A 25,038-nucleotide genomic window follows, 5' to 3' on the forward strand; every position below is an offset into this window, starting at 1 on the left:
AATGAACATAGAAACTCTAAAATCAGAAAAAACTAAACAACTACCAGGAGCAAATTTAGAAGACCAGGATCTGTCTGAATTTGACCTAACTGCTGTGAATTTAGCGGGTGCTAATTTAATGGGCGCTCATTTAGTCAGTGCTAATCTGGAGGGGTCACATCTTGAGGGAGCCAACTTAATGGGTGCAAGTTTGCAAGGAGCAGATTTGCGAGCAAACCTGACAGGAGCTAATCTAATGCAAGCAGATCTCACTGGTGCAGATCTGAGGGGGAGTAATTTACGAGGTGCAAATTTAATGGGCGCCACAGTTGCGGGAGCATCTTTAACCGCAGCTTTTCTCAGCGGTGCTAACCTGATGAGTGTTAACCTTCAGGGGGTTGACCTCCGGGGTGCTGATCTACGAGGTGCTAACCTCACCGGAGCAAATCTTAAAGGTGCTGATTTGAGTCGTGCAGACCTACAAGGAGCATTATTAAATCAAGCGAATCTAGAAGAGTCTGATTTAAGAGGAGCCAATTTAGCCGGAGCCAATTTAGCCGGAGCAAATTTACTTTGTGCTGAGCTAGAAGCAGCTAGTCTAAATGGAGCTAGTTTATATCAAGCTTGTTTATTGGGTACAATTCTAGAAACTTAACATGATTAACACAATGTCAGCAGAACTCCCCCGATTTGGGGGGATCATCATTATATTAAAAATATAGAACATGAGCAACTTTGCGGAATGGTTGACCGTTTTTGCGTACTTGGGATTGGCCCTGTTTATTATTTGGGCTATTTTTAAAAATCGGAATTAGATTTAGATTTAATGGAATTATGGAATAGTTTATTGTTTGTTTTGATTATTTGGCAAGTTTTTAAAAACCAAAATAACAGTCCTGATTCTGTTGTTTATCACTTGCTAAATGAGTTGTGCTACATATAAACTACTCAAGAGATTTTTGGAAGGAAAAATAAACATGACTCTGATTGATGGTCTAAAAAATGATGATAAAAGACAAATGCTAGTAGCTGACTGCATGAACCTATTGGAAACACGAGTTGCCAATATTGGAGGTATTTCTGGCATTGCTATTAAAGCTGGCTATGCTACTATTAAGGGAATAAGTCCCAAGTATTGTGCTGGGGCGGTTGAACGTCTTTTACCAGAATCTTTTGCTGCACTTGAACCATTATGGAATGAGGGATTAGAAACGGGAGATGCGGTAACCCACCTCACCCAAAATCGCTCTCGTACAGCAGATGCGATATTTAGTGTTACTGATATTCGTATTGAAAAAAGCACTAATTCTACCATCAAGGGTGTTTATGGCAAACTACGAGTGTCAGCCAAAAAGCATGTGGAAGAGGTAGTACCTGATTTAGCGCAGATTCTTGATAAGTACACCAAAAATTAGAAACGGAAATGGGGAAATGGGGTGGTTACAAGTTATCAACTTGGCTTTCAATTATTTTCTGAATATCAGGAGAAACAGTAGACAGAAAATCATATCCTGTTAATTCCTCTAACTTGTCAACACTAGTTCTAAAGAGTCTCCAATTATTATCCAGTTGTTCATCATTGGGAATATTGACAGCAATCACACGAGTGTTGGCATTCACATCTTGCAGTCCCAAACCAGGGCGATCTAAAACCACAATAATCTTCCAGGTGTATTGGGGAATTGTCACCAAATTTTTCAGTTTACCTTTGTCACCAGACCCACCAGCAATAATATAAAGTTGCTTTCCTTCCTCAGCTAATTTCATACTATAGTCCTCTAAATTACCCCAGGTATTACGATTGTTGTCGGGTGTTTGAGGAATAATATTAGTCATTAAAAAAGTGGCTGAATTGTCTTCCACGCTCTGAGTTCTGTCTGCTGATCTGGCAATGTGACCTCTATCGTATCCTGAACTGTTGTAAACATTTGGTTTTATACGTGGCCAACTATCAGGTAGGGTGTCATCAGGCCTAAAATTGTCTTGGCGTTTCGCATCTCCTAACCAGGATTTATCAAGTTGCCAAGCAACCCAGTTAGCACTACCATGACTCCGATTGTAGGACAATGCATATTGAGGTTTTATCATTAGGTAATTATCTGGATTGTCAAGACTGGATGTGGCATTACTGGGATTACCTAATAATAGGTGAATAGATGTCACACTGTTCTTTATTGTATCCGGTTTCGTTGGTAGAGATATTGCCTTTGCTGGTATACACGAAGTTAGTATAATAAGTGTTAAGTTAATCAACAGGCAAAAAGCAGCAAAAAAAATACGGTTCAGATTGGGCACTGATAGGAAATATAGTTTTTTCAATTCTTTCATGGTCTATAACCATTCCATTAATAGATTATAAGAAGATTACAAGAGTATTTAATCTATCTTGCTCGCATTTGATATGCTAACAGAGCCATACCTAACATTCCCACAATACCTTGAAAGGGATTATTATTAACACCTGTGACCCAATCGGGAACTACTCCTGAAGGTTGAACCAATGCACCCACATTAATAATATAGTATCCCCAAACCAATCCACTATGTAAACCCATGGGTAAACCTAATCTTCCTCTTTTCTTATGCTTTCCCCACACTTGAGTTAAGCCTAGTAATACTAAAGCTGGAAATTGCGGTAAGGTACTAACAATAGCTGATATTGGTCGAATGAAATGGGCAACGGCGAATAAAATGGCATTTATTGCCGTGGATAAACGGGAACCATAATCTCGGTTCAGCTCATCTAGCAACCAACCACGAAATAATAATTCTTCCGCAAAACCAACACCACTAGCAACTAGTAAACCTTCCAAAATGATTTGAACTATAAATACTTTTGGTGGTTGCCATAGGATCCAACCTAATAAACCTTGTACGCTAAATAGTAGTATAATGCTCAATATTCCTAGACTTAAACCCTGGCAGAAATCTACACCATTTAAACTAGATAGCTCTAAACCATAGTCAGTTAGTATTTTGTCTCTTTGATAAATTTTTTTCCCCCACAACCTAACCAAGAAAATGAACTCTCCATACAGCAAGACCATGGTGAAAATGCTTTCTAAATTGCCATCTTCCACCAATAAGTATATGGGTATGGCAAAAGGCAACCATAATACTAACAAACACAAAATAAAACAACCTACTCTCTGTGGAGCAGGTCTTTGGGAAATCCACAAAGCTATTTTGCTAGGTCTAAACATTTTAATATTATTTTCTATCACTAATCATCAGGTTCAATGGTGCTAGTAAGACCATAATTATTTAAACTTTCACAATAAAACTCGGCATGCTCTAAAGCACAGCTTATAACCAAAGCTAAACCATTACTGTGAGCTTCCATCATAATGGTAACAGCTTGAGGTTGGGTGAGACTGGGTATGGTGGAAAGGAGTACCTGAACAACATACTCCATGGAATTATAGTCGTCATTGTGCAGCAGAACGCGATAACGGGGCGCCAGCTTGCGGGTTGTGGAGGGTTTTTCAATGGTTTCGACTGACACTGCTCTTGAATGATTGTGGATTTACTACATTTGGAGGTTTGGCTTTGCCACCTATTATATTCTATGATTTTGGGTCTTTCAACATTTGATAGAATAAAAATAAATCGAGCAAAGGTAACTTTTATGGCAACCCTACTCAGTGAAAGTAAATCACAGACGGGACTAGTTATCTCATGGGAAGCGTTACCCGATGATTTTCAACTAGAGGATGAACCAGTGGACAATACAGCACAACCACTTTTAGCAGGTGCTTTGTGTGAAAGTTTAGAAATCAGTGGTTTTATTGAACCACAGATGTTAATAGCTTTTAATTTTGCTTTATGTGCCACATTAAATGCTCAATTTATCGCCAAAGCACCAGATTGGCTATATATACCTTCAGTTAAAGAAATATTGCCAGGACGCAAAAGCTATACACCCCATTTAGAAGGGGATATACCAGCTGTGGTTATGGAATTTTTGTCAGATAAAGAGGGCGGAGAATACTCATTTAAACGTACCTATCCGCCGGGAAAATGGTTTTTTTATGAACAGATATTACAAGTTCCTATTTATATAATTTTTGATCCAGATGGAGGGTTAATAGAATATTATCAACTGGAAAATGAACGTTACGAACTAAAGCAACCAGACGAAAATGGTCGTCATTGGATTAAGTCAATGGGACTATTTTTAGGAACTTGGCAAGGTACAAAAGAAGGCCGTACTGGCTATTGGTTGCGATGGTGGGATAAAACAGGTAATTTGTTACCTTGGTCCTTAGAACTGATTGAACAGGAACGTCAACGAGCAGAGCAGGAACGTCAACGAGCAGAACAGGAACGTCAACGAGCAGAACAGGAACGTCAACGAGCAGAGCAGGAACATCAACGAGCAGAACAGGAACATCAACGAGCAGAACAGGAACGTCAGGAAAAAGAAAGGTTAATAGCTTATTTGCGATCGCAAGGAGTTGATCCTAATAATTTACCTAATCATGCTGGGTAAATTAGCTCTTATTCAGCATATCTCTCATCCCTTGACGATCAACCTAACCCACCAGATTAGCGTACTGCTACGCAGTGACTTCGGTATTGCACTTAAACCTACAGCTTCAATAAATAGATGATAGAATAGAAATAAATCGAGCAAAGGTAACTTTTATGGCAACCCTACTCAGTGAAAGTAAATCACAGACGGGACTAGTTATCTCATGGGAAGCGTTACCCGATGATTTTCAACTAGAGGATGAACCAGTGGACAATACAGGACAACCACTTTTAGCAGGTGCTTTGTGTGAAAGTTTAGAAATCAGTGGTTTTATTGAACCACAGATGTTAATAGCTGTTAATTTTGCTTTATGTGCCACATTAAATGCTCAATTTATCGCCAAAGCACCAGATTGGCTATATATACCTTCAGTTAAAGAAATATTGCCAGGACGCAAAAGCTATACACCCCATTTAGAAGGGGATATACCAGCTGTGGTTATGGAATTTTTGTCAGATAAAGAGGGCGGAGAATACTCATTTAAACGTACCTATCCGCCGGGAAAATGGTTTTTTTATGAACAGATATTACAAGTTCCTATTTATATAATTTTTGATCCAGATGGAGGATTAATAGAATATTATCAACTGGAAAATGAACGTTACGAACTAAAGCAACCAGACGAAAATGGTCGTCATTGGATTAAGTCAATGGGACTATTTTTAGGAACTTGGCAAGGTACAAAAGAAGGCCGTACTGGCTATTGGTTGCGATGGTGGGATAAAACAGGTAATTTGTTACCTTGGTCCTTAGAACTGATTGAACAGGAACGTCAACGAGCAGAACAGGAACGTCAACGAGCAGAACAGGAACATCAACGAGCAGAACAGGAACGTCAACGAGCAGAGCAGGAACGTCAACGAGCAGAACAGGAACGTCAGGAAAAAGAAAGGTTAATAGCTTATTTGCGATCGCAAGGAGTTGATCCTAATAATTTACCTAATCATGCTGGGTAAATTAGCTCTTATTCAGCATATCTCTCATCCCTTGACGATCAACCTAACCCACCAGATTAGCGTACTGCTACGCAGTGACTTCGGTATTGCACTTAAACCTACAGCTTCAATAAATAGATGATAGAATAGAAATAAATCGAGCAAAGGTAACTTTTATGGCAACCCTACTCAGTGAAAGTAAATCACAGACGGGACTAGTTATCTCATGGGAAGCGTTACCCGATGATTTTCAACTAGAGGATGAACCAGTGGACAATACAGGACAACCACTTTTAGCAGGTGCTTTGTGTGAAAGTTTAGAAATCAGTGGTTTTATTGAACCACAGATGTTAATAGCTGTTAATTTTGCTTTATGTGCCACATTAAATGCTCAATTTATCGCCAAAGCACCAGATTGGCTATATATACCTTCAGTTAAAGAAATATTGCCAGGACGCAAAAGCTATACACCCCATTTAGAAGGGGATATACCAGCTGTGGTTATGGAATTTTTGTCAGATAAAGAGGGCGGAGAATATTCATTTAAACGTACCTATCCGCCGGGAAAATGGTTTTTTTATGAACAGATATTACAAGTTCCTATTTATATAATCTTTGATCCAGATGGAGGATTAATAGAATATTATCAACTGGAAAATGAACGTTACGAACTAAAGCAACCAGACGAAAATGGTCGTCATTGGATTAAGTCAATGGGACTATTTTTAGGAACTTGGCAAGGTACAAAAGAAGGCCGTACTGGCTATTGGTTGCGATGGTGGGATAAAACAGGTAATTTGTTACCTTGGTCCTTAGAACTGATTGAACAGGAACGTCAACGAGCAGAACAGGAACGTCAACGAGCAGAACAGGAACATCAACGAGCAGAGCAGGAACGTCAACGAGCAGAACAAGAACATCAACGAGCAGAACAGGAACGTCAACGAGCAGAACAAGAACATCAACGAGCAGAACAGGAACATCAGGAAAAAGAAAGGTTAATAGCTTATTTGCGATCGCAGGGAGTTGATCCTAATAATTTACCTAATCATGCTGGGTAAATTAGCTATGTAAATGTAGGTTAGGTTTCATACTTCAACTGACCCACTTAAATAGATGATAGAATAGAAATAAATCGAGCAAAGGTAACTTTTATGGCAACCCTACTCAGTGAAAGTAAATCACAGACGGGACTGGTTATCTCATGGGAAGCGTTACCCGATGATTTTCAACTAGAGGATGAACCAGTGGACAATACAGGACAACCACTTTTAGCAGGTGCTTTATGTGAAAGTTTAGAAATCAGTGGTTTTATTGAACCACAGATGTTAATAGCTGTTAATTTTGCTTTATGTGCCACATTAAATGCTCAATTTATTGCCAAAGCACCAGATTGGCTATATATACCTTCAGTTAAAGAAATATTGCCAGGACGCAAAAGCTATACACCCCATTTAGAAGGGGATATACCAGCTGTGGTTATGGAATTTTTGTCAGATAAAGAGGGCGGAGAATACTCATTTAAACGTACCTATCCGCCGGGAAAATGGTTTTTTTATGAACAGATATTACAAGTTCCTATTTATATAATTTTTGATCCAGATGGAGGATTAATAGAATATTATCAACTGGAAAATGAACGTTACGAACTAAAGCAACCAGACGAAAATGGTCGTCATTGGATTAAGTCAATGGGACTATTTTTAGGAACTTGGCAAGGTACAAAAGAAGGCCGTACTGGCTATTGGTTGCGATGGTGGGATAAAACAGGTAATTTGTTACCTTGGTCCTTAGAACTGATTGAACAGGAACGTCAACGAGCAGAGCAGGAACGTCAACGAGCAGAACAGGAACGTCAACGAGCAGAGCAGGAACATCAACGAGCAGAGCAGGAACGTCAGGAAAAAGAAAGGTTAATAGCTTATTTGCGATCGCAAGGAATTGATCCTCATAATTTACCTAATCATGCTGGGTAAATTAGCTATGTAAATGTAGCTCCTGTAGCATTGACTGCTCCCGCAATCAACGGTTAATAATTTAATAACCAATACTGGTAAATGAAAAGCTCCTCACCTGGTGCGGGGCTTTTTTTATGGCGTATTATTTGAGTAATGCCATGAGTTGAGGGTGTTGGGTGCTGGATCCCTTATGAGTTCACCTATAGAGATTCTAGAATAAAATCGGTAAGGTTATTTTTTAAAAACTCCTTCTCACCATGCCCAAACACTTTAACACTGCTGGACCATGTAAAGCTAATATCCACTATATGCTCTCCCCCACTGCTCGCCTACCGGATTTGAAAGCGCTAATTGATGGAGAAAATTACTTTATCATTCATGCACCGCGACAAGTAGGCAAAACCACGGCTATGATAGCTCTAGCTCAAGAATTGACTGATAGTGGGGAATACACCGCCATCATGCTCTCTGTGGAAGTAGGAGCAGGGTTTTCCCATAATCCCCAGCAAGCGGAGCAGGTTATTTTGGAAGAATGGAAACAGGCGATCAAATTTTACTTACCCAAAGAACTGCAACCATCCTATTGGCCAGAGCGTGGAGCAGACTCAGGAATAGGCAAAACTTTAAGTGAGTGGTCTGGCCAATCTCCAAGACCTCTTGTAATCTTTTTAGATGAAATAGATTCCCTAACAGATGAAGCTTTAATCTTTATTTTAAGACAATTACGTTCCGGTTTTCCCCGTCGTCCCCAGGGGTTTCCCCATTCGGTCGGATTAATTGGTATGCGGGATGTGCGGGACTATAAGGTTAAATCCGGTGGAAGTGAAAGACTTAATACCTCCAGTCCCTTCAATATCAAGGCTGAATCCTTAACTTTAAGTAATTTTACTTTATCAGAAGTGGAAGAACTTTACTTACAACATACGCAGGCTACGGGACAGGTGTTTACCACAGAAGGAATTCAACAGTCATTTTATTTAACCGATGGACAACCGTGGTTAGTCAACGCCCTAGCTCGTCAAGCTACCCAGGTTTTGGTGAAAGATCTAACCCAACCCATTACCGCTGAGGTGATTAACCAGGCTAAGGAAAATCTCATTCAGCGCCAGGATACCCATTTAGATAGTTTGGCAGAAAGATTACGGGAAGAGCGGGTCAAAACCATTATTGAACCAATTTTAGCAGGTGAAGATTTACCTGATGTACCCCAGGATGATATTCGTTATGTCCTGGATTTAGGACTGTGTCGAGACCGGGGACATGGCTTAGAAATTGCCAATCCAATTTATCAGGAAGTTCTACCTTTGGTGTTGAGTTACACAACCAGGGTTTCCATTGGAGTTATTGAACCTCGTTGGCTAAATGAACAGGGGGAACTATTACCCGATGAATTATTGGAAGCATTTCTGGAGTTTTGGCGACAACATGGGGAACCACTACTCAAAAGTGCGCCCTATCATGAGATTGCTCCCCATTTAGTGTTAATGGCATTTTTACATCGGGTGGTAAATGGTGGTGGTACGTTAGAACGGGAATATGCCATTGGTTCTGGAAGGATGGATATTTGTTTACGCTATGGCAAAGTGGTGATGGGCATAGAGTTAAAGGTGCGGAAAGAAAAGTTAGATCCGCTAACCCAGGGTTTGATTCAATTGGATAAATATCTGGATGGTTTAGGATTGGATACAGGTTGGTTAGTGATTTTCGATCGCCGTCCTGGATTACCACCCATGGGAGAGAGAATTAGTACGGAGGAAGCTATTAGTCCAGGGGGACGCACTATTACCGTTATTCGTAGTTAGGGCGATTGCGAAGCACTCCCTATGGGAGATCGCCATTGTTGTTTAAATCATTTATGTTGGGTTTCCTAGCGTCAACCCAACCTATAAACTTAAAAACTCGTCTATATACATATAAAATACTTACAGGAGGCGAAAACCCCCACCACATATAGGAAAATCCCTAATTGGCAAAATTATTAAAAATTTTGTAAAAACCCCTTTACAAAACTAAATATTTGTCTTAACATAAGTTCATAAGGTAGAAACACCTACCGGAACATACATAAATCTCTCGTAAAACCGCAATTATAAAACCATGACCACTGCCATTCAACAGCGCCAAAGCGCCAACGTATGGGATCGCTTCTGTGAGTTTATCACCAGCACCAACAACCGCCTTTACATTGGTTGGTTCGGGGTGTTAATGATCCCCACCCTTCTCGCAGCTACCACTTGCTTCATCATCGCTTTTATTGCTGCTCCCCCCGTAGACATCGACGGTATTCGCGAACCCGTAGCTGGTTCCTTGATGTATGGTAACAACATCATCTCCGGTGCTGTGGTTCCCTCCTCCAACGCCATTGGCTTGCACTTCTACCCCATTTGGGAAGCTGCATCCTTGGATGAATGGTTATACAACGGTGGTCCTTACCAACTAGTAATTTTCCACTTCTTGATTGGTGTAGCCTGCTACCTAGGTCGTGAATGGGAATTATCCTTCCGTTTAGGCATGCGTCCTTGGATTTGCGTAGCATTCTCCGCTCCCTTGGCAGCAGCTACCGCAGTATTCTTAATCTACCCCATCGGACAAGGTTCATTCTCTGATGGTATGCCCTTAGGTATCTCTGGAACCTTCAACTTCATGATTGTGTTCCAAGCAGAGCATAACATCCTCATGCACCCCTTCCACATGTTAGGAGTAGCAGGTGTATTTGGTGGTAGCTTGTTCAGCGCTATGCACGGTTCCTTGGTAACATCTTCCTTAGTAAGAGAAACAACTGAAACCGAGTCTCAGAACTATGGTTACAAGTTCGGACAAGAGGAAGAAACCTACAACATCGTAGCAGCACACGGTTACTTCGGTCGCTTGATATTCCAATATGCTTCATTCAACAACAGCCGTTCACTACACTTCTTCTTGGCAGCATGGCCAGTAGTGGGAATCTGGTTTACAGCACTGGGTGTAAGCACCATGGCATTCAACCTGAATGGATTCAACTTCAACCAATCCATCATTGATTCTCAAGGTCGTGTAATCGGTACATGGGCGGATGTAATTAACCGCGCTAACCTGGGTATGGAAGTAATGCACGAGCGTAACGCCCATAACTTCCCCTTAGACCTAGCTGCTGGTGAAGTAGCTCCTGTAGCGTTAACCGCCCCCGCAATCAACGGTTAATAATCAATACTGGTAAATGAAAAGCTCCTCACCTGGTGGGGGGCTTTTTTTATTGGTTTATTAGCCAATGTTGCTCTTTTGTGGGTAAGAAAAATCATGTATAATTTATCCCGATGATTTGGTTATAGATTTAAAACAATGAAAAGATTTCTCACCTTAGCCCTGATATTGACTTTATTTCTTGTTTCCTCTTTAAGCCTTAGCACTAGTGCTAGTTATGCTTATAGCCAGACTGATTTAGACAGACTTCAGGTCAAAATTTAGGAAAAATTGTATAGAATGTGATCTTACAGGTGCTAACCTCAGAAATGCTGACCTCGACAGTGCTAACCTTGACCGTGCTGACCTCACGGGTGCCGACCTCAGAAATGCTGCACTCAGAAACGCTGACCTCAGGCTTGCCAACCTCGACGATGCTGACCTTGAAGGTGCTGACCTCGAAGGTGCTAACCTCGAAGCTGCTCACCTCTGGCATGCTAGGCTTAGGTGTGCTGACCTCAAAGGTGCTAACCTCGTAGATGCTGACCTCGAAGGTGCTGACCTCGAAGGTGCTGACCTCGAAGGTGCTGACCTCGAAGCTGCTAACCTCACGGGTACTAACATCACGGGTGCTAACATCACATGCGATCGCACATTCTGATGATTTACGGTCAATTTACGCACCAAAGGGTCAACTCCCATTCCTGGGGGGTTGAGAACAATGGGGTATTGAGATCTCTGTCTTGGGTGTGTCCATATTCAAGACAAACTTAAACTAGTTCTTTTAGTCTTGACCTTCATAATTAAGGAATAGGTATATAAATGACGGAAAACGTTTTCCGTCATCTGACAATCCACTTATTCCAAGGGGATAGGAATGAAAGGGGCGATCGCATAATTCTCAAAGACCAAATCATTATTTTGTGGTCTGACTAAGTGGGTCGGTGGAATTAAATATAAGATGAACGTAGGTTGGGTTTCGTTACTCGACCCAACCTACAAAAGCTGGTTTCAATGAAGATCCCTTATGAGTTCGTCCATAGAACTTCTAGAATAAAATCGGTAAGGTTATTTTTTAAGGTTATTTTTTAAAAACTCCTTCTCACCATGCCCAAACACTTTAATACTGCTGGACCTTGCCAATCTGATATCCACTATATGCTCTCTTCCGCAGGGCGACTACCTCAATTGAAAGCATTAATTGATGGACGCAATTACTTTATCATTCACGCACCACGACAAGTGGGCAAAACCACTGCTATGATATCCTTAGCCCAACAATTAACTGATAGTGGGGAATATACAGCGTGAGTGGAATTAAACGCAAGATGAACGTAGGTTGGGTTGAGGAACGAAACCCAACGTCCCCATGGGCATCCTACAAATAATTGTGCCTCCCTACTTAAACCGAATTGGAGAAGCTTTGGGAATTAATTTCCAAAGCTGTGCAGTCGGTTTAAAACCTACTTGAGCTTTGATCTACGGAATTCATTCCCTGGCTCATCTATGGCTGAATAATAACATCAATTATTATCAATCCAAATAGATAAATTAACGATAAACAAATAGTAGAAAATGCGTTCCTGCTATGGGGACACCTACCAAAAGTTTTATATTGATAGTACCGGGAGAAAACAAAACATTGTGCAGCAAAAATATTAATCACTAATGCAGAAGAATAAAGATACAGCTCTGAAAAAGGGTAGATTAAAGTTATTAGATTAATCGTGCTAATACAAATTAGGTAATCCCTTGCTAACCTTGTTTGCACAAAGGCAAATATGGCAAACAGGAATGCATACCAAGAAAACATAAATGTAAATTTACGTTTGAGGTTTTCAGGTGCATTATCAAAAGTAGAAGTTCTTGCTGGAGAATAACATAATGTAGGTAACCAATCAACTAAAGGTTTTATAGGTTCTATATAACCTTTTTCTATCATTTCATCTAATACTTCAAACCTTCTTTGCATTTCTAGGCTGACGTTTTCAAAACTCATGGTAGTTATCTCCTAATATATACTGCTTCTGTGGATAAATTTTTAACCTATTTTGACAGTAAGTCAGGGAATGAAATCCCCAACTCACTTTCATTAGGGATTGCTTAATAGTTCTAAGTTTTTGATTAAACCATTTAACAATTCCATAAAACTAAGATTCCCTTGGGCCTCAAATAAACCAGAAGCCTTTCTTAAATCGCTAATAGCAGTTACTGGACTATTTAAAAGCATAAAGCAAAATCCACGAAACACATATACATAAGGGAAGTTAGAATCCATACCGATGAATGTGTCAAAATCAGTTTTAGCTGCTTGGATTCTACCTAGATTCATATAGGTTAATCCTCTAGCAAGATATAGACAAGGATTATTTGGTGATCCCTTTAAAGTCCTATTTAAATATCTGAGAGTTGCTTTGTCACTGTCAAAGTTCAAATTATTGAAACATTCAACCAATTTTATATTCCTAGGAATCGTGAATTCAGGAAACGCATTAGGTATCTCACTCACTCTTTGTGTCCCATACTCTTGGTTTTGAGCAAATGCTTTAGAGTTAATCCCTATGGTAGCCACAATCATCCCTACAGACACTAATCTTTTAATGTTCATTCTCATAACCTAAAATTTCATTAGTGTTATTAGGTATCTCCAACACATTTTTTCCAAAATTAGAAAATCCAGCTTGGTGTTAGAGATATCTAATGGTTATTCGCTTTTAAAACCCCACTTTTTTAGTCCTCAAACAAATATTAATCCTCAACTATATCCCTAAAGAAGGAGGTAGTAGCTTTTTCCCACCAGTTAAAACTATCCTCTAAATTTTTCCTGGATACACCATAATCTATGTTCACTACCATTTCCAAACAGGGATCCCCTTCTTCATCTAAATATCCCTTGCCATATCTTGTATCAGCATTCCATTTATTAATCTCAAGCAATGTTCTAGATATATTATCTTTCCTCCTTTCCCATCCCGCATAAAACAGTATATCATCGCAATCTTTACCGTCCACACATCCATAAAAGTAAATGATGTACTTGGTGTCTTTTATTGTCCCTGTAATCATTGGATCCCCTTGTCTATCCTTTCCTATAGATGCAGGGCCATATTGCTTGGCTATACTTAGTATTGTATATGGCATAGTGGCATCAAGCAGCCCAGAACCAGAGCTAGTTTGTGCCAAAACGGGCGATAATTTAGGAATAAAGCAATCAGTGGTTAAAATTCCAGATACAGCAAGAGCGCAAGCAATAAAATTACGGGTTATGTACCTATTCATCAGAATTACACCTCTTTCTTGACCTCTAAATGGACATATGAAGAACCAGGTCTATTTTTTTCAGTAATCAGCATTTTTTAGACATAAATACAAATAATTGCGTTTAATTACTATTAAATGCTTCCATTGATACCCCTCAACTACAGGCGATCGCATAATTCTCAAAGACCAAATCATTATTTCGTGGTCTGACTAAGTGGGTGGGTGGAATTAAATATAAGATGAACCTAGGTTGGGTTGAAGTATGAAACCCAACGCCCCCATCCTACAATTGTGCCTCCCGACCTACATAGAAATTGCGCGCGGGTCTATATCAGTATATAAGCCGAATTATGCGACCATGCGAATTTGTAAGTAAGTGGGTGGAATTAAATATAAGATGAAGGTAGGTTGGGTTGAAGCATGAAACCCAACACCCCCATGGGTATCGTTACTCGACCCATCCTACAAATAATTGTGCCTCTCTACTTACTGGCATTCCATAAGATTATAGTCAGACGGTAGTCCGAAAATCTCTGAAAAATTTTTAAAAATTTCCTTCAAAAGTTTTCTACTCAGATCTATATAAATTTAGAAGTCAAAAATCACTGGGAATAACCTAGGTGAAAAAAAGGACTTACCCGGCAAAAACCTGATTTGCAACCTGGCACTGTCTGGGAATCTAGCTGTTGAGTTAGATAAATCCGGTCTGACTCCGAAAATACGCCCGAATATTTTCGTCCAATTCTGCAAAATAGTCCTTCAAAAAGCGAAGAGCTAATAGAAGAAACCATGGGTGGGGAATAAACTCAAAAAAAAGTTGAGATTTTCAAAAAAACCACCCGCTAGAAACCGATAAGCTAATAGTTACCAGGAGATGTAAGAGATGAAGATTAAAGAAACATTAGTGAGCCTAATTCTCGTCGGTGGAGCTATGACTATAGGTTCCCAAGCCATAGCCGAAGATTTCTCCAGCATTAAAAATAGTTCCCCACTAAATGCATCATCTCAATTATGGCAAACTAATAACCCAGGGGTGAACAATTTCAATGGTTACGGGCAGTTCACACAACTCGGCTTATCCAGGTATACCCAAGATGGAATCCCATATAAGATACAAAACGTGCAGGTATCTTCAAGTGACGTTTGTGAATATATTAACATGGCAATTTCTGCCTTTGGTTCTGGTGATTTCCAAAAGGCAAAGATGATACTTGATGTGGTTGTTGAGCTTGACCCTAACACTAGTTATGCCTATGTTCTCCGAGGCTTATCATTCCTCATGCTAGAGAGTCCAAAATCTGCTCTGACCAACTTAGAAAAAGGTGTCAGCTTACTCATTCGAGAAGATGATTCAGAATCTCAATACCTAGCAGAGATGGTAAATAACCTAATTCCAATGGTTAAACTTCTTTACTCCTTATAGGTTCAGTCTAATAATTCTAGCCAAATCAATCAGTAAAAATTTGTGTCTTAAATTTGACTGAAGCTGAGTGATTGTGCTAAACTGGGCGGGATTATTCTCTTTGCAGAATAATTCTGCTCAATTATCCTAGTTTTGAGGGGAAACCATAGATAATGACACTTGAAGAATTCATTCAAATCCTTGCCGAACACCAGCTGTCAAAATATATCCGCAGTCAAGAAGCATTAATTAGAAGAGCCAAGCAAACAGGTAGAATGTCATACCAGGAGAGACTAATCTATATACGGCAAGCACAGGCAGCAATTCAAGATTTAAAGCAGATACTTTCCAATAGAAACATGTGTGAAAGATTGCTAGTCTACACTCAGAAGCAAAGCTCAGCTGACCAGGTAGAAACAATAGATTGGATTCTGAGGATGATAGAGTTATCTGATGGAATATACGGCAAAATTTCATTTAGCTCAGATAGCTCAGATATTTACCAAGAAGGTCTGCAAAGAACTAGAATCTGGTTCTTCGATAGATTTGTTGAGAACTATAATCCACAAGTATCATCCATTCTCACTTGGTTTAATAAAAATTTAGATTATAAATTTCGCGATCTAAGGAGAGAGAGAGAGAGAGAACCACAGAGTCTTGATGACACAACAAGAATCGGTCCCCCTCATATACCAAGTCCTGAAAACCGAAATTTTGTAGAGGAGATTGAAGCTATGCTTGAATCACTAGAAAATTGCCTAAACTCGCCAAATAGTAACTGTCCAAGATCCTGTATTCGCAACGCTCCTCATGCTAATTGCAATTCTGTAATTAGAAGCATCTTAAACTTATTATTAGCAGGAGAAGTGGAAAAATTGGGCCCAGTATGGGATACCTTATCCCGGAAATATGAAGTGTCTTCCTATTCTATGAAACAATTTATTAGGAAGGAATGCTTTACTTGCTTCAAGAGATTAACTGAGTGATATCTTAAACAGATATTTAGGTTTGAAAAAAGATAAATATCTACCAAATATCGAAACCGATGCCAAGCACAACAAGAATCTAAAAAGGTGAGGAAGGAATTAAGTATGACAAACTCAATTAGTATTGAATTAACCGATGAATACCGCCAACAGGCTTATGTATTTGCTCGAAAACAAAGAAACCAAAAGCGAGCAGAAGAAGTATATAGAAACACCCTAGTAGTTTTAGCTACTAAGAACTTTTTGGATATTTTAGGGATTAATAATGACTTATCCAAAGGCTTCTCCTGGAACTTTTTAGGACAGCAAATAGGTGATATTGCAGATTTATACTTACCAGATTTTAAGCAATCTATAGAATGCCGAGTTATCCGCAAGACAGAAAGCAAATGTCATATTCCCCAAGAGGTTCAATCAGATAGATTAGGATATCTATTCATAGAGTTAGACGACTCCTATGAAACGGCAGAAATTATAGGGTTTGTTCCTCAAGTTTCTGTTTCAGAATTACCAAGGAGTTATTTTCAAGGTCTTGACCTCTTTCTAGAACATTTGGATAAAGTTTCTGGCAAATCTCTAATTTCTATAGGGGAATTAATGGAAGGTTATTTTCAAGATTGGATGATTAACATTCAAACATTATTAGACAATATCCAATACTCAAATAGAGAACAATTTCGCTTGACATTCAAGAGTGTAGAAGATGAAAAAATCAGAGGAATTGAAGATGAAATTGAAGAAATAAAAGAAATAAAAGGTAAAATTGAAAAAATAGGAGATGATAATGAACTTTGGAAACAAGGCGAGAAGTTGTGGGAGTTATTGTCACGCGAGAAGTTGTGGAGTTTATTGTCACCAGAAGATCGCCAATATATCTATTGTCCTAAGATTGCTGCCAAAGACTTAACAGACTATGTCGACTATCCCGTGGCGTTAATGGTGGGAATCATGAAGAAACCCAATAGTCAGAAGTTATTAATTATGATTCGTGTTCTTCCTCTAGAGTCTCAACAATTACCAACCAATTTACTTCCCCAGGGAATAAAACTTACCATTACTGATCTATCAGACAACGAAATTATCAAAGTTGTGGAATCCCAGGAGGGGAACATTTTCATACAGTATAAATTCCTTGCAGATCTAGATGATAAGTTTAGTGTTGGTGTTGAGATAAATAACCGGAATTTTACACAAGAATTCCTAGTTTAGTCAACAATTCAAATCTCAGGATGATAAAACTCATAATCCTGAGATTTTAGCTATCCCTGGAGGTTAATACAATTGCTAAGTAGGGAGGCACAATTATTTATAGGATGGGTCGAGTAACGAGACCCGTGGGGGTGTTGGGTTTCATACTTCAACCCAACCTACGTTCATCTCATATTTAATTCCACCTACCTACTTAATACAATTGCTATAAGTGCAGCTATTATACGCTTGTATTAAGAAAATCAACATTTTTACTTAGAATTAGCCCGATTCTATTCTTTGCGCAGCTGTTTTAAAATCGTATTGCTCTTCTTTTATTACCAAGTCTATGTTTTTATGTTTTTCCTCCAACATTCTAGCTAACTCGTCCCAGGCTTCCTTTTCCTCAGAATGAACAGCTAAAGTTAATTCTATCTTCTTTTGACCTTTTACCTGTTGATTATACTCACTTGCTTGTATAAGATTAGAATTATATGCTATTAGTCCTAAAGTGAAAATCCCAACCATCAATGGGACTTGACCTGTTACAGAATATTTCTTCTGCCAAGAATTTAGCGATTTAGCGAAACAATTCAGTAATTGCATATTACCCCCCAAACACTTTATGCTTAATTAACTAGTTTTCTATTGTACTGAATGTAAATTAAATACCAACGGAGACAGTCCAAATTATACTAAAAATTATCAAGATAGATAGTTATCGTAATAATTTGTAACTATGATTACAAACTTAACCACAATCATCTGGAAATCCTAGATTAATCATTTACTCTCTTAAACTTATTTATACAACTTTTATCTAATTAAATTTAAACCCTGCAAAACTTTATTAAAAAATTACACACTAAGTAGGGAGGCAAAACTATTTGTAGCTACAGGACAAATATTTACTCCAGAAGCTATTCAACGTGCATATTATTTAACCGATGGACAACCATGGTTAGTCTCCCCCACGGACAGTCTCCAGGTGTCGGTTAATTCAAATAATCACGGTTAATTGGCGATCTCGCGAGTGCTTTGCAATCGCATTTATATCCCCTGGATTTGTTGGGTTTCGTTCCTTAACCCAACCTACATTCATCTTATATTTAAATTAAGAAGCGTATAAAAAAAGATTTTTAAAAAATTCCCTCAAAATCCTTCATTTTTAACCGATATATATTTAGGAGACAAAACCAGATAATCTTACCTGAGAAAGTTATCATGCTTAAATCTATTACTATTAATTTCACAAAAGAAGATCATGAGCAAGCGGAAAGTGCTGCTAAAAAGGAAATAAGCCAACCGAGGATAGAACAACAATACAGGAATATCCTAGCCCTCCTAGCAGGTAAAACTTTCCTCCATACGTTGGGTTTTGAAAGTAAATTAGACTCTAGTCTATTTGATAGTTCTCTAGAACCCGAATTTAGCAATTCTCAAAACTTATATTTACCCAATTTTAACAAGTTTTTACAATGTTACCCCATTAGTAGATGGCACGATAATTTTAATTTTGTCTTGCCAAATCATCCTCCCCAACTAGGACACTTATTTATTGAGATAGATACCCCTTATACAACAGCGGAAATCATAGGTTTTCTACCAAAAATAACTAGTTTTGAACTTAACCGCTCCACATTAAAACGTATTGATTTATTATTAGAAGATATAATTTTACATTCTGGTAAAATACCCACCGTTAAAACACCTGTTCTTAGAGATTGGCTAGATGGTTTATTTAAGGATTGGCATCAAGAACCGGAGCTATTGGAACGAATTAAATACCTCATAGACCTAATATCTGATGAGGATTGACTTGCTCCTTGTTCATTTTTTCATTAACTTTTACCCCGTTTGACTATCATTACTCAAATCACCCAAATCACCCAAATATAATTCCCCATGGCATCATTTACAGAAAAATGCTATAAACTGCGCTATCTCCTAGCGGAACAAAACTGGAAACAAGCAAATCAAGAAACAAAAAATATCATTTTTGGTATTATAAATGAAACAAAAGAAATACCTTTTTATCTCCAAAATATTAGTCAAATTTCCTCTCGAAATCTTCGTCTAATTGACAGATTATGGCTAAAATATAGCCAAGGTAAATTTGGTTTCTCCGTGCAACAAAAAATTTATCGTGAAATAGGAGGAACACAAGATTATGACTCGGAAAAGTGGGCTATTTTTATCGGTAAAGTAGGGTGGAATGAAAGTTTAGAAAATGAAAACAATGAAAATAATAATATAACTTTAGAAAATGTCCCAGAAGGTCACTTCCCCATGTTAATACCACAAAATGATTATCGGCCTTTTTTCTTTATTGTAATCATTCTCTCTAGCCCATTATTATCGTTTTTGGTTATGAAAATCTTCTCGAATCTATGGTTCTTTTTGACTGAATTTGGTATATGGGGTTTATTATTATGGGTGATTTTGTTTATTTTACTTAAAATTATTTGGATAACCGGTTGGGGGTACCTACAACTAAGGCTATCATTACATTATGTTCCAAAGTTTAACTACACATGCTCACAGATTATGTCCAGCATATTTGAGAGACTAAAAAGCTCTAACCTTTAACTACTTACCTGCTTACTATTTAAGTAGGTAGGTAGAATTAAATATAAGATGAACGTAGGTTGGGTTGAAGCATGAAACCCAACACCCGCAAGGGTTACGCTACCTCTAATCCATCTTACAAATAATTGTCCCTCCCTACTTAGTCAATTTTATCTCTAGTCTATTCAGTCAGTATTAAGTAAGCAAATTAATAATAACTAGGCATAATATATACACGATACAACCCAATAAATTGTATATAATTGTCAAATTTTCCTCAGTAAACTTGCTAATTTGTATTGTTTTCAGTTAAACTATTATTTCCATCTACTTACCTCACGTATAATCCTATGGCTATAAACATTGTATTACGAGTATTAAATGGCAACTTCTCAGAAGGATTTAATATAGATATCATTTATGATGGAAAAAAAGAATCAGAGCGTATTGTAGAGAATACAAATATACAAAATCTCTACATCACATGGCAAAATATTCTACATAGCTATACAACCCGTAAAATTTCTTCCATAGAAGTTCAGGACACTCATATAACTACAGAAAAATGGAGAACTGCCAAAACAAAGTTACAAACGGAGTACGAAAAATGGCTAAAAGATCAAAAGATTAGTAGTTTGATTGAAAAAATAATTTCTCCTACAGAACAAACTAAAACCTCCACTAAACAGAATCGAAAATTAGTTCGTATTCACCTAATTTTTTCACCAACCCTCAATCAAAGTAGCCAAAGGGATAACGATATTCTCCGCAGACTACCGTGGGGATCCTATTTCAACGATCATATTAAATCTGATATAGCTGATAATTACGATATAACCTTTATTCTATCAAAAGAACATACATCTAAACCTATTCATACTAACTTATTCAGTTCAAAACCGCCAAAAATCCTGGCTATTTTTGGTGGTCATCAAGGGGAACTAGCATCCAGTCAGTCTGACGAAGCCAATAAACTTCGGAAAATATGTGAACCTAATGGCGCAACAGTTATTCTTAAAAATGTTACAGAACAACAGGAATTTCATCAACTACTAATTAACGACAGCTACGATATTCTATTTTACTCGGGACATAGTAGCAGTAAAGACGGAGGCACAATCCAGTTTGAACAAGAAACCTCAATTATCCGAGATTTTAAGAATGATCTCAAGGAAGCAAAGAAAAAAGGGTTAAAAATAGCCCTGTTCAACTCCTGTGATGGACTAAAAATAGCAGACTTTTTAACAGAAGAGGTAGGCATACCAGCTGTAATAGTCATGAAAGAGCCAGTACCAGACGAATTTGCTCGAGAGTTTTTCGAAAGATTTCTATGCCGTTTTGTCCAGGAAAATAATTGCCTATCTATAGCAGTAGATCTAGCCAAAAACGACATTGCTTATAGAGAAAACAAAGACTTTCCAGGTGCTACATGGTTGCCTATAACCTGTTATTCAAATACACAGTCGGAGGAATTCACTTGGAGTAAAAAGAGACAAATATATATAAGTCGCCAAAACATCAAAATTCATAATTATTTTTATCACAGACAAAATGATGAATCCCAATGCCCCTATCAAGGACTATTTCACTTTGGACCACAAGAAGCCGAATTTTTCTTCGGTCGAGAAATCTTCATCGAACAATTGTACAATGCCACCCAAGAGGCCATACAAAATGCCACGCCCAATCCAGAAAAACGTAACATTATACCCCTAATAGGTGCATCTGGTAGTGGTAAATCCTCCCTAGTTCTAGCCGGATTAGTCCCCAGATTAGAGAAACAAGGAAACTGGCTATTTACTTATTTTCGACCAGGAGAAGATCCCTTCTATGCCCTAGCTACAGCTTTAGTACCACTTTATACTCCAGAATTAAATGCCACAGAGAAAATAGCCCAAGAGACCCTTCTTGCCAAGCTTTTAAAAGAAGAAGATCTACTGATATCCAAAGTTTTTCCGAAAATACAACAACAGAATCCTAACTTTCGAGTATTAATTATAGCAGATCAATTTGAAGAGATTTATACCTTGTGTCCAGACGAAGAAACTCGGCATAAATTCTTAGACTGTTTATTAAAAAGTTTTACCCCCAGTAGTCAGATAGTTTTGTTAATCACCATGCGTGCTGACTTTCTTTCCCATGCTCTTTCCTATAGACCCTTTGGAGATATTTTGCAAAAAACGGATATTAAAATCCTAGCTATGAATGAGCAAGAATTAACAGAAGTAATTACTGGACCAGCAGAAAGATTAGGAGTATCTTTTGAAGGGGGACTAGCAGCAACAATATTGAGCGATGTGAAACAGCAAACAGGAAACTTACCATTGCTAGAGTTTGCCCTAACCAAATTATGGGAGTCAACCCAAGGTGTAGAATTAACTCATAAGATTTATGAAGAAATAGGAAAAGTAGAGGGAGCATTGTCCCGATATGCAGATGACCAATATAACCAATTGAAACCAGAAGAAAAGGAAAAAGTCCAACGGATTTTTATTCAATTAGTACGCCCAGGTGAAGGAGCAGAAGATACAAGACGCATAGCAATGAAAGCCGAAATTGGGGAAGAAAATTGGTCATTAGTGAATAAAATAGCAGACACTAGACTAGTAGTAACTAGTACAAATACATCAGAGCAAGAAACAGTAGAGGTAGCACATGAAGCATTAATTCGTAACTGGGGGGAACTAAGGAATTGGATAGATAGCAACCGAGAATTTAGAGCTTGGCAAGAGAGATTAAGAGTTATAAGACAACAATGGGAATCAACAGAACGAGATACAGAATTATTGTTACGAGGAGGAATGCTGGTTCAAGCAGAAGAAAGATTGAAAGAGCGTCCAGAAGATTTAATTAACGAGCGAAAGTTTATAGAAGAGAGTATTCAAGAAAAAAATCGCATCTTACAGCAAGAAAAAGCAAGACAAAAGAGAGAAATGATGACTGCCTGGGGAATTACCGCAGGCTCCATAGTAGCAGTAGTAGTCAGTGTTGCTTTAGGGGTAACAGCAGTGCACCAAAAAAATCAAGCTGAAATTAATCAAGCCAAATATCTAGGTCAGGAGAGTTGGTCTCTGTTGAGACAAGATAAATGGTCAGAAGCGTTACCAATCGCTATAAAGGCTGGGGTAATTGTTCGTGATAAACCGGGTGAATTCTTATATATAAGTAGCTCTTTGCAACGTATACTGCAATCTGACTTTGAATATTCACTAAGATCAACTACTAGATCCGGGTTTACAAGTGTGACAATAAGCCCAGATGGCAAAACCTTGGTTTCTGCTAGTTCTGACAAAACCATAAAAATATGGGATATGGCTACGGGAAAGGGGAAACACACTCTCACTGGGCATCAAGAATCGGTTAATAGTGTGACAATAAGCCCAGATGGCAAAACCTTGGTTTCTGCTAGTTCTGACAATACCATAAAAATATGGGATATGGCTACGGGAAAGGGGAAACACACTCTCACTGGGCATCAATCCTCGGTTTATAGTGTGACAATAAGCCCAGATGGCAAAACCTTGGTTTCTGCTAGTGATGACAAAACCATAAAAATATGGGATATGGCTACGGGAAGGGAGAAACACACTCTCACTGGGCATCAAGACTCGGTTTATAGTGTGACAATAAGCCCAGATGGCAAAACCTTGGTTTCTGCTAGTTTAGACAAAACCATAAAAATATGGGATATGGCTACGGGAAGGGAGAAACACACTCTCACTGGGCATCAACACTCGGTTAATAGTGTGACAATAAGCCCAGATGGCAAAACCTTGGTTTCTGCTAGTTTAGACAAAACCATAAAAATATGGGATATGGCTACGGGAAGGGAGAAACACACTCTCACTGGGCATCAACACTCGGTTAATAGTGTGACAATAAGCCCAGATGGCAAAACCTTGGTTTCTGCTAGTTTAGACAAAACCATAAAAATATGGGATATGGCTACGGGAAGGGAGAAACACACTCTCACTGGGCATCAAGAATGGGTTAATAGTGTGACAATAAGCCCAGATGGCAAAACCTTGGTTTCTGCTAGTTCTGACAATACCATAAAAATATGGGATATGGCTACGGGAAGGGAGAAACACACTCTCACTGGGCATCAAGAATGGGTTAATAGTGTGACAATAAGCCCAGATGGCAAAACCTTGGTTTCTGCTAGTTCTGACAAAACCATAAAAATATGGGATATGGCTACGGGAAGGGAGAAACACACTCTCACTGGGCATCAAGACTCGGTTTATAGTGTGACAATAAGCCCAGATGGCAAAACCTTGGTTTCTGCTAGTTTAGACAAAACCATAAAAATATGGGATATGGCTACGGGAAGGGAGAAACACACTCTCACTGGGCATCAAGACTCGGTTAATAGTGTGACAATAAGCCCAGATGGCAAAACCTTGGTTTCTGCTAGTGATGACAACACCATAAAAATATGGGATATGGCTACGGGAAGGGAGAAACACACTCTCACTGGGCATCAATTCTGGGTTAATAGTGTGGCAATAAGCCCAGATGGCAAAACCTTGGTTTCTGCTAGTGATGACAACACCATAAAAATATGGGATATGGCTACGGGAAGGGAGAAACACACTCTCACTGGGCATCAATACGATGTTAGAAGTGTGACAATAAGCCCAGATGGCAAAACCTTGGTTTCTGCTAGTAGAGACAAAACCATAAAAATATGGGATATGGCTACGGGAAGGGAGAAACACACTCTCACTGGGCATCAAGACTCGGTTAATAGTGTGACAATAAGCCCAGATGGCAAAACCTTGGTTTCTGCTAGTGATGACAACACCATAAAAATATGGGATATAGCTAGGGGAAGGGAGAAAAATACTCTCACTGGGCATCTATCCGATGTTAGAAGTGTGACAATAAGCCCAGATGGCAAAACCTTGGTTTCTGCTAGTAGAGACGATACCATAAAAATATGGGATATAAGTGATATAAATGTGAAATCACTTCTTCAAAAGGTTTGCAATAGAGTTAGGAATTATCTCCGTCATGATAATCTAGTACCAGTAGAGGATAGGTACTTGTGTGATCAATAAAGCCT

Annotated in this window: 23 protein-coding genes and 2 pseudogenes; 18 read left to right on the plus strand and 7 right to left on the minus strand. The window is 38.6% G+C overall.

Translation table 11 applies throughout. From position 1 onward, the window contains the following. Window position 1 precedes the first annotated feature (1 nt). The gene (locus IAR63_RS15415) at window positions 2-634 is read left to right on the plus strand and encodes a pentapeptide repeat-containing protein (RefSeq protein ID WP_187705878.1); all 633 of its coding nucleotides are present in this window, start codon (window positions 2-4) and stop codon (window positions 632-634) included. A gap of 322 nt (window positions 635-956) precedes the next feature. Next, a complete protein-coding gene (locus IAR63_RS15420) occupies window positions 957-1,394 on the plus strand; it encodes a DUF6918 family protein (RefSeq protein ID WP_187705879.1) in 438 nt (145 codons plus the stop codon). Window positions 1,395-1,419: 25 nt separating this feature from the next. Here IAR63_RS15420 and IAR63_RS15425 read toward each other — a convergent pair whose 3' ends face one another. The 3 genes from IAR63_RS15425 to clpS are packed head-to-tail and all read right to left on the minus strand — an operon-like array spanning window position 1,420 to window position 3,484. Further along, window positions 1,420-2,307 carry a DNA/RNA non-specific endonuclease gene (locus tag IAR63_RS15425; protein WP_187705880.1) on the minus strand — a complete coding sequence of 296 codons (888 nt, stop codon included), beginning with the start codon at window positions 2,305-2,307 and terminating at the stop codon, window positions 1,420-1,422. A gap of 53 nt (window positions 2,308-2,360) precedes the next feature. Next, window positions 2,361-3,182 carry a CPBP family intramembrane glutamic endopeptidase gene (locus tag IAR63_RS15430; RefSeq protein WP_187705881.1) on the minus strand — a complete coding sequence of 274 codons (822 nt, stop codon included), beginning with the start codon at window positions 3,180-3,182 and terminating at the stop codon, window positions 2,361-2,363. A 20-nt stretch (window positions 3,183-3,202) separates the two neighbouring features. Next, the gene (gene clpS / locus IAR63_RS15435) at window positions 3,203-3,484 is read right to left on the minus strand and encodes an ATP-dependent Clp protease adapter ClpS (RefSeq protein ID WP_187705882.1); all 282 of its coding nucleotides are present in this window, start codon (window positions 3,482-3,484) and stop codon (window positions 3,203-3,205) included. A 123-nt stretch (window positions 3,485-3,607) separates the two neighbouring features. On the opposite strand from clpS, the gene IAR63_RS15440 reads away from it, so the two are divergent. From IAR63_RS15440 to IAR63_RS15475, 9 genes and pseudogenes are all read left to right on the plus strand, one after another. Beyond that, on the plus strand, window positions 3,608-4,471 hold the full coding sequence (locus IAR63_RS15440; RefSeq protein WP_187705883.1) for a Uma2 family endonuclease: 864 nt from the start codon (window positions 3,608-3,610) through the stop codon (window positions 4,469-4,471). A 155-nt stretch (window positions 4,472-4,626) separates the two neighbouring features. Next, window positions 4,627-5,469, plus strand: coding sequence for a Uma2 family endonuclease (locus IAR63_RS15445; RefSeq protein WP_187705884.1), 843 nt, complete (start codon window positions 4,627-4,629; stop codon window positions 5,467-5,469). Window positions 5,470-5,624: 155 nt separating this feature from the next. Then, on the plus strand, window positions 5,625-6,509 hold the full coding sequence (locus IAR63_RS15450; RefSeq protein ID WP_187705885.1) for a Uma2 family endonuclease: 885 nt from the start codon (window positions 5,625-5,627) through the stop codon (window positions 6,507-6,509). 93 nt (window positions 6,510-6,602) lie between these two features. Further along, a complete protein-coding gene (locus tag IAR63_RS15455; RefSeq protein WP_187705886.1) occupies window positions 6,603-7,424 on the plus strand; it encodes a Uma2 family endonuclease in 822 nt (273 codons plus the stop codon). A 239-nt stretch (window positions 7,425-7,663) separates the two neighbouring features. Beyond that, window positions 7,664-9,208, plus strand: a complete 1,545-nt coding sequence (locus IAR63_RS15460; protein WP_187705887.1) for an AAA-like domain-containing protein — start codon at window positions 7,664-7,666, stop codon at window positions 9,206-9,208. A 295-nt stretch (window positions 9,209-9,503) separates the two neighbouring features. Then, window positions 9,504-10,586, plus strand: a complete 1,083-nt coding sequence (gene psbA, locus IAR63_RS15465) for a photosystem II q(b) protein (RefSeq protein ID WP_006277031.1) — start codon at window positions 9,504-9,506, stop codon at window positions 10,584-10,586. Between the two features lie 138 nt (window positions 10,587-10,724). Beyond that, window positions 10,725-10,850: a hypothetical protein gene (locus tag IAR63_RS18665; RefSeq protein WP_268905673.1), complete on the plus strand. Its 126-nt coding sequence runs from the start codon at window positions 10,725-10,727 to the stop codon at window positions 10,848-10,850. A 10-nt stretch (window positions 10,851-10,860) separates the two neighbouring features. Continuing rightward, window positions 10,861-11,226 (plus strand): pentapeptide repeat-containing protein, encoded by a 366-nt coding sequence (locus IAR63_RS15470; RefSeq protein WP_235678406.1) that lies wholly within the window; start codon window positions 10,861-10,863, stop codon window positions 11,224-11,226. Window positions 11,227-11,672: 446 nt separating this feature from the next. Next, a pseudogene (locus IAR63_RS15475) lies at window positions 11,673-11,873 on the plus strand (ATP-binding protein); the annotation flags it as partial. A gap of 196 nt (window positions 11,874-12,069) precedes the next feature. Here IAR63_RS15475 and IAR63_RS15480 read toward each other — a convergent pair. The 3 genes from IAR63_RS15480 to IAR63_RS15490 form a co-directional block, all read right to left on the minus strand. Continuing rightward, window positions 12,070-12,564, minus strand: coding sequence for a hypothetical protein (locus tag IAR63_RS15480; RefSeq protein WP_057177385.1), 495 nt, complete (start codon window positions 12,562-12,564; stop codon window positions 12,070-12,072). A gap of 93 nt (window positions 12,565-12,657) precedes the next feature. After that, window positions 12,658-13,173, minus strand: a complete 516-nt coding sequence (locus IAR63_RS15485) for a tetratricopeptide repeat protein (protein ID WP_152980398.1) — start codon at window positions 13,171-13,173, stop codon at window positions 12,658-12,660. Between the two features lie 140 nt (window positions 13,174-13,313). Then, window positions 13,314-13,844, minus strand: a complete 531-nt coding sequence (locus IAR63_RS15490) for a YbjN domain-containing protein (RefSeq protein WP_057177387.1) — start codon at window positions 13,842-13,844, stop codon at window positions 13,314-13,316. 865 nt (window positions 13,845-14,709) lie between these two features. On the opposite strand from IAR63_RS15490, the gene IAR63_RS15495 reads away from it, so the two are divergent. The 3 genes from IAR63_RS15495 (at window position 14,710) to IAR63_RS15505 (ending at window position 17,423) form a co-directional block, all read left to right on the plus strand. Then, entirely contained in the window at window positions 14,710-15,249 is a 540-nt protein-coding gene (locus tag IAR63_RS15495; RefSeq protein ID WP_187705889.1) for a tetratricopeptide repeat protein, read from the plus strand. A gap of 152 nt (window positions 15,250-15,401) precedes the next feature. After that, entirely contained in the window at window positions 15,402-16,214 is an 813-nt protein-coding gene (locus IAR63_RS15500) for a hypothetical protein (protein WP_187705890.1), read from the plus strand. A gap of 105 nt (window positions 16,215-16,319) precedes the next feature. Next, window positions 16,320-17,423, plus strand: coding sequence for a DUF1822 family protein (locus IAR63_RS15505; RefSeq protein WP_187705891.1), 1,104 nt, complete (start codon window positions 16,320-16,322; stop codon window positions 17,421-17,423). Between the two features lie 261 nt (window positions 17,424-17,684). On the opposite strand, the gene IAR63_RS15510 is transcribed toward IAR63_RS15505, so the two are convergent. After that, complete coding sequence (locus IAR63_RS15510) at window positions 17,685-18,008, minus strand: hypothetical protein (RefSeq protein WP_187705892.1); 324 nt, start codon at window positions 18,006-18,008, stop codon at window positions 17,685-17,687. 244 nt (window positions 18,009-18,252) lie between these two features. On the opposite strand from IAR63_RS15510, the pseudogene IAR63_RS18825 reads away from it, so the two are divergent. The 4 genes and pseudogenes from IAR63_RS18825 to IAR63_RS15525 all read left to right on the plus strand — a co-directional run. Further along, a pseudogene (locus IAR63_RS18825) lies at window positions 18,253-18,372 on the plus strand (ATP-binding protein); the annotation flags it as partial. 254 nt (window positions 18,373-18,626) lie between these two features. Next, window positions 18,627-19,220: a DUF1822 family protein gene (locus IAR63_RS15515; protein WP_187705893.1), complete on the plus strand. Its 594-nt coding sequence runs from the start codon at window positions 18,627-18,629 to the stop codon at window positions 19,218-19,220. Between the two features lie 87 nt (window positions 19,221-19,307). After that, window positions 19,308-19,991, plus strand: coding sequence for a GUN4 domain-containing protein (locus IAR63_RS15520; RefSeq protein WP_057177398.1), 684 nt, complete (start codon window positions 19,308-19,310; stop codon window positions 19,989-19,991). A gap of 329 nt (window positions 19,992-20,320) precedes the next feature. Next, window positions 20,321-25,033 (plus strand): nSTAND1 domain-containing NTPase, encoded by a 4,713-nt coding sequence (locus tag IAR63_RS15525; protein ID WP_187705894.1) that lies wholly within the window; start codon window positions 20,321-20,323, stop codon window positions 25,031-25,033. Window positions 25,034-25,038 lie beyond the last annotated feature (5 nt).

Source organism: Cylindrospermopsis curvispora GIHE-G1 (genome assembly GCF_014489415.1).
Taxonomy (GTDB): Bacteria; Cyanobacteriota; Cyanobacteriia; order Cyanobacteriales; family Nostocaceae; genus Raphidiopsis; species Raphidiopsis curvispora_A.

Excerpts from the sequence above, each read along its gene's own strand:
- IAR63_RS15420 (WP_187705879.1), top strand. The coding sequence starts at position 957 with ATGACTCTGATTGATGGTCTAAAAAATGATGATAAAAGACAAATGCTA.
- IAR63_RS15495 (WP_187705889.1), top strand. The coding sequence starts at position 14,710 with ATGAAGATTAAAGAAACATTAGTGAGCCTAATTCTCGTCGGTGGAGCT.
- IAR63_RS15440 (WP_187705883.1), top strand. The coding sequence starts at position 3,608 with ATGGCAACCCTACTCAGTGAAAGTAAATCACAGACGGGACTAGTTATC.
- IAR63_RS15515 (WP_187705893.1), top strand. The coding sequence starts at position 18,627 with ATGCTTAAATCTATTACTATTAATTTCACAAAAGAAGATCATGAGCAA.
- IAR63_RS15450 (WP_187705885.1), top strand. The coding sequence starts at position 5,625 with ATGGCAACCCTACTCAGTGAAAGTAAATCACAGACGGGACTAGTTATC.
- IAR63_RS15425 (WP_187705880.1), bottom strand. The coding sequence starts at position 2,307 with ATGAAAGAATTGAAAAAACTATATTTCCTATCAGTGCCCAATCTGAAC.
- IAR63_RS15455 (WP_187705886.1), top strand. The coding sequence starts at position 6,603 with ATGGCAACCCTACTCAGTGAAAGTAAATCACAGACGGGACTGGTTATC.
- IAR63_RS18665 (WP_268905673.1), top strand. The coding sequence starts at position 10,725 with ATGAAAAGATTTCTCACCTTAGCCCTGATATTGACTTTATTTCTTGTT.
- IAR63_RS15505 (WP_187705891.1), top strand. The coding sequence starts at position 16,320 with ATGACAAACTCAATTAGTATTGAATTAACCGATGAATACCGCCAACAG.
- IAR63_RS15460 (WP_187705887.1), top strand. The coding sequence starts at position 7,664 with ATGCCCAAACACTTTAACACTGCTGGACCATGTAAAGCTAATATCCAC.
- IAR63_RS15480 (WP_057177385.1), bottom strand. The coding sequence starts at position 12,564 with ATGAGTTTTGAAAACGTCAGCCTAGAAATGCAAAGAAGGTTTGAAGTA.
- IAR63_RS15430 (WP_187705881.1), bottom strand. The coding sequence starts at position 3,182 with ATGTTTAGACCTAGCAAAATAGCTTTGTGGATTTCCCAAAGACCTGCT.
- IAR63_RS15445 (WP_187705884.1), top strand. The coding sequence starts at position 4,627 with ATGGCAACCCTACTCAGTGAAAGTAAATCACAGACGGGACTAGTTATC.
- IAR63_RS15490 (WP_057177387.1), bottom strand. The coding sequence starts at position 13,844 with ATGAATAGGTACATAACCCGTAATTTTATTGCTTGCGCTCTTGCTGTA.
- IAR63_RS15525 (WP_187705894.1), top strand. The coding sequence starts at position 20,321 with ATGGCTATAAACATTGTATTACGAGTATTAAATGGCAACTTCTCAGAA.
- IAR63_RS15520 (WP_057177398.1), top strand. The coding sequence starts at position 19,308 with ATGGCATCATTTACAGAAAAATGCTATAAACTGCGCTATCTCCTAGCG.
- IAR63_RS15500 (WP_187705890.1), top strand. The coding sequence starts at position 15,402 with ATGACACTTGAAGAATTCATTCAAATCCTTGCCGAACACCAGCTGTCA.
- IAR63_RS15485 (WP_152980398.1), bottom strand. The coding sequence starts at position 13,173 with ATGAACATTAAAAGATTAGTGTCTGTAGGGATGATTGTGGCTACCATA.
- IAR63_RS15415 (WP_187705878.1), top strand. The coding sequence starts at position 2 with ATGAACATAGAAACTCTAAAATCAGAAAAAACTAAACAACTACCAGGA.
- IAR63_RS15510 (WP_187705892.1), bottom strand. The coding sequence starts at position 18,008 with ATGCAATTACTGAATTGTTTCGCTAAATCGCTAAATTCTTGGCAGAAG.
- psbA (WP_006277031.1), top strand. The coding sequence starts at position 9,504 with ATGACCACTGCCATTCAACAGCGCCAAAGCGCCAACGTATGGGATCGC.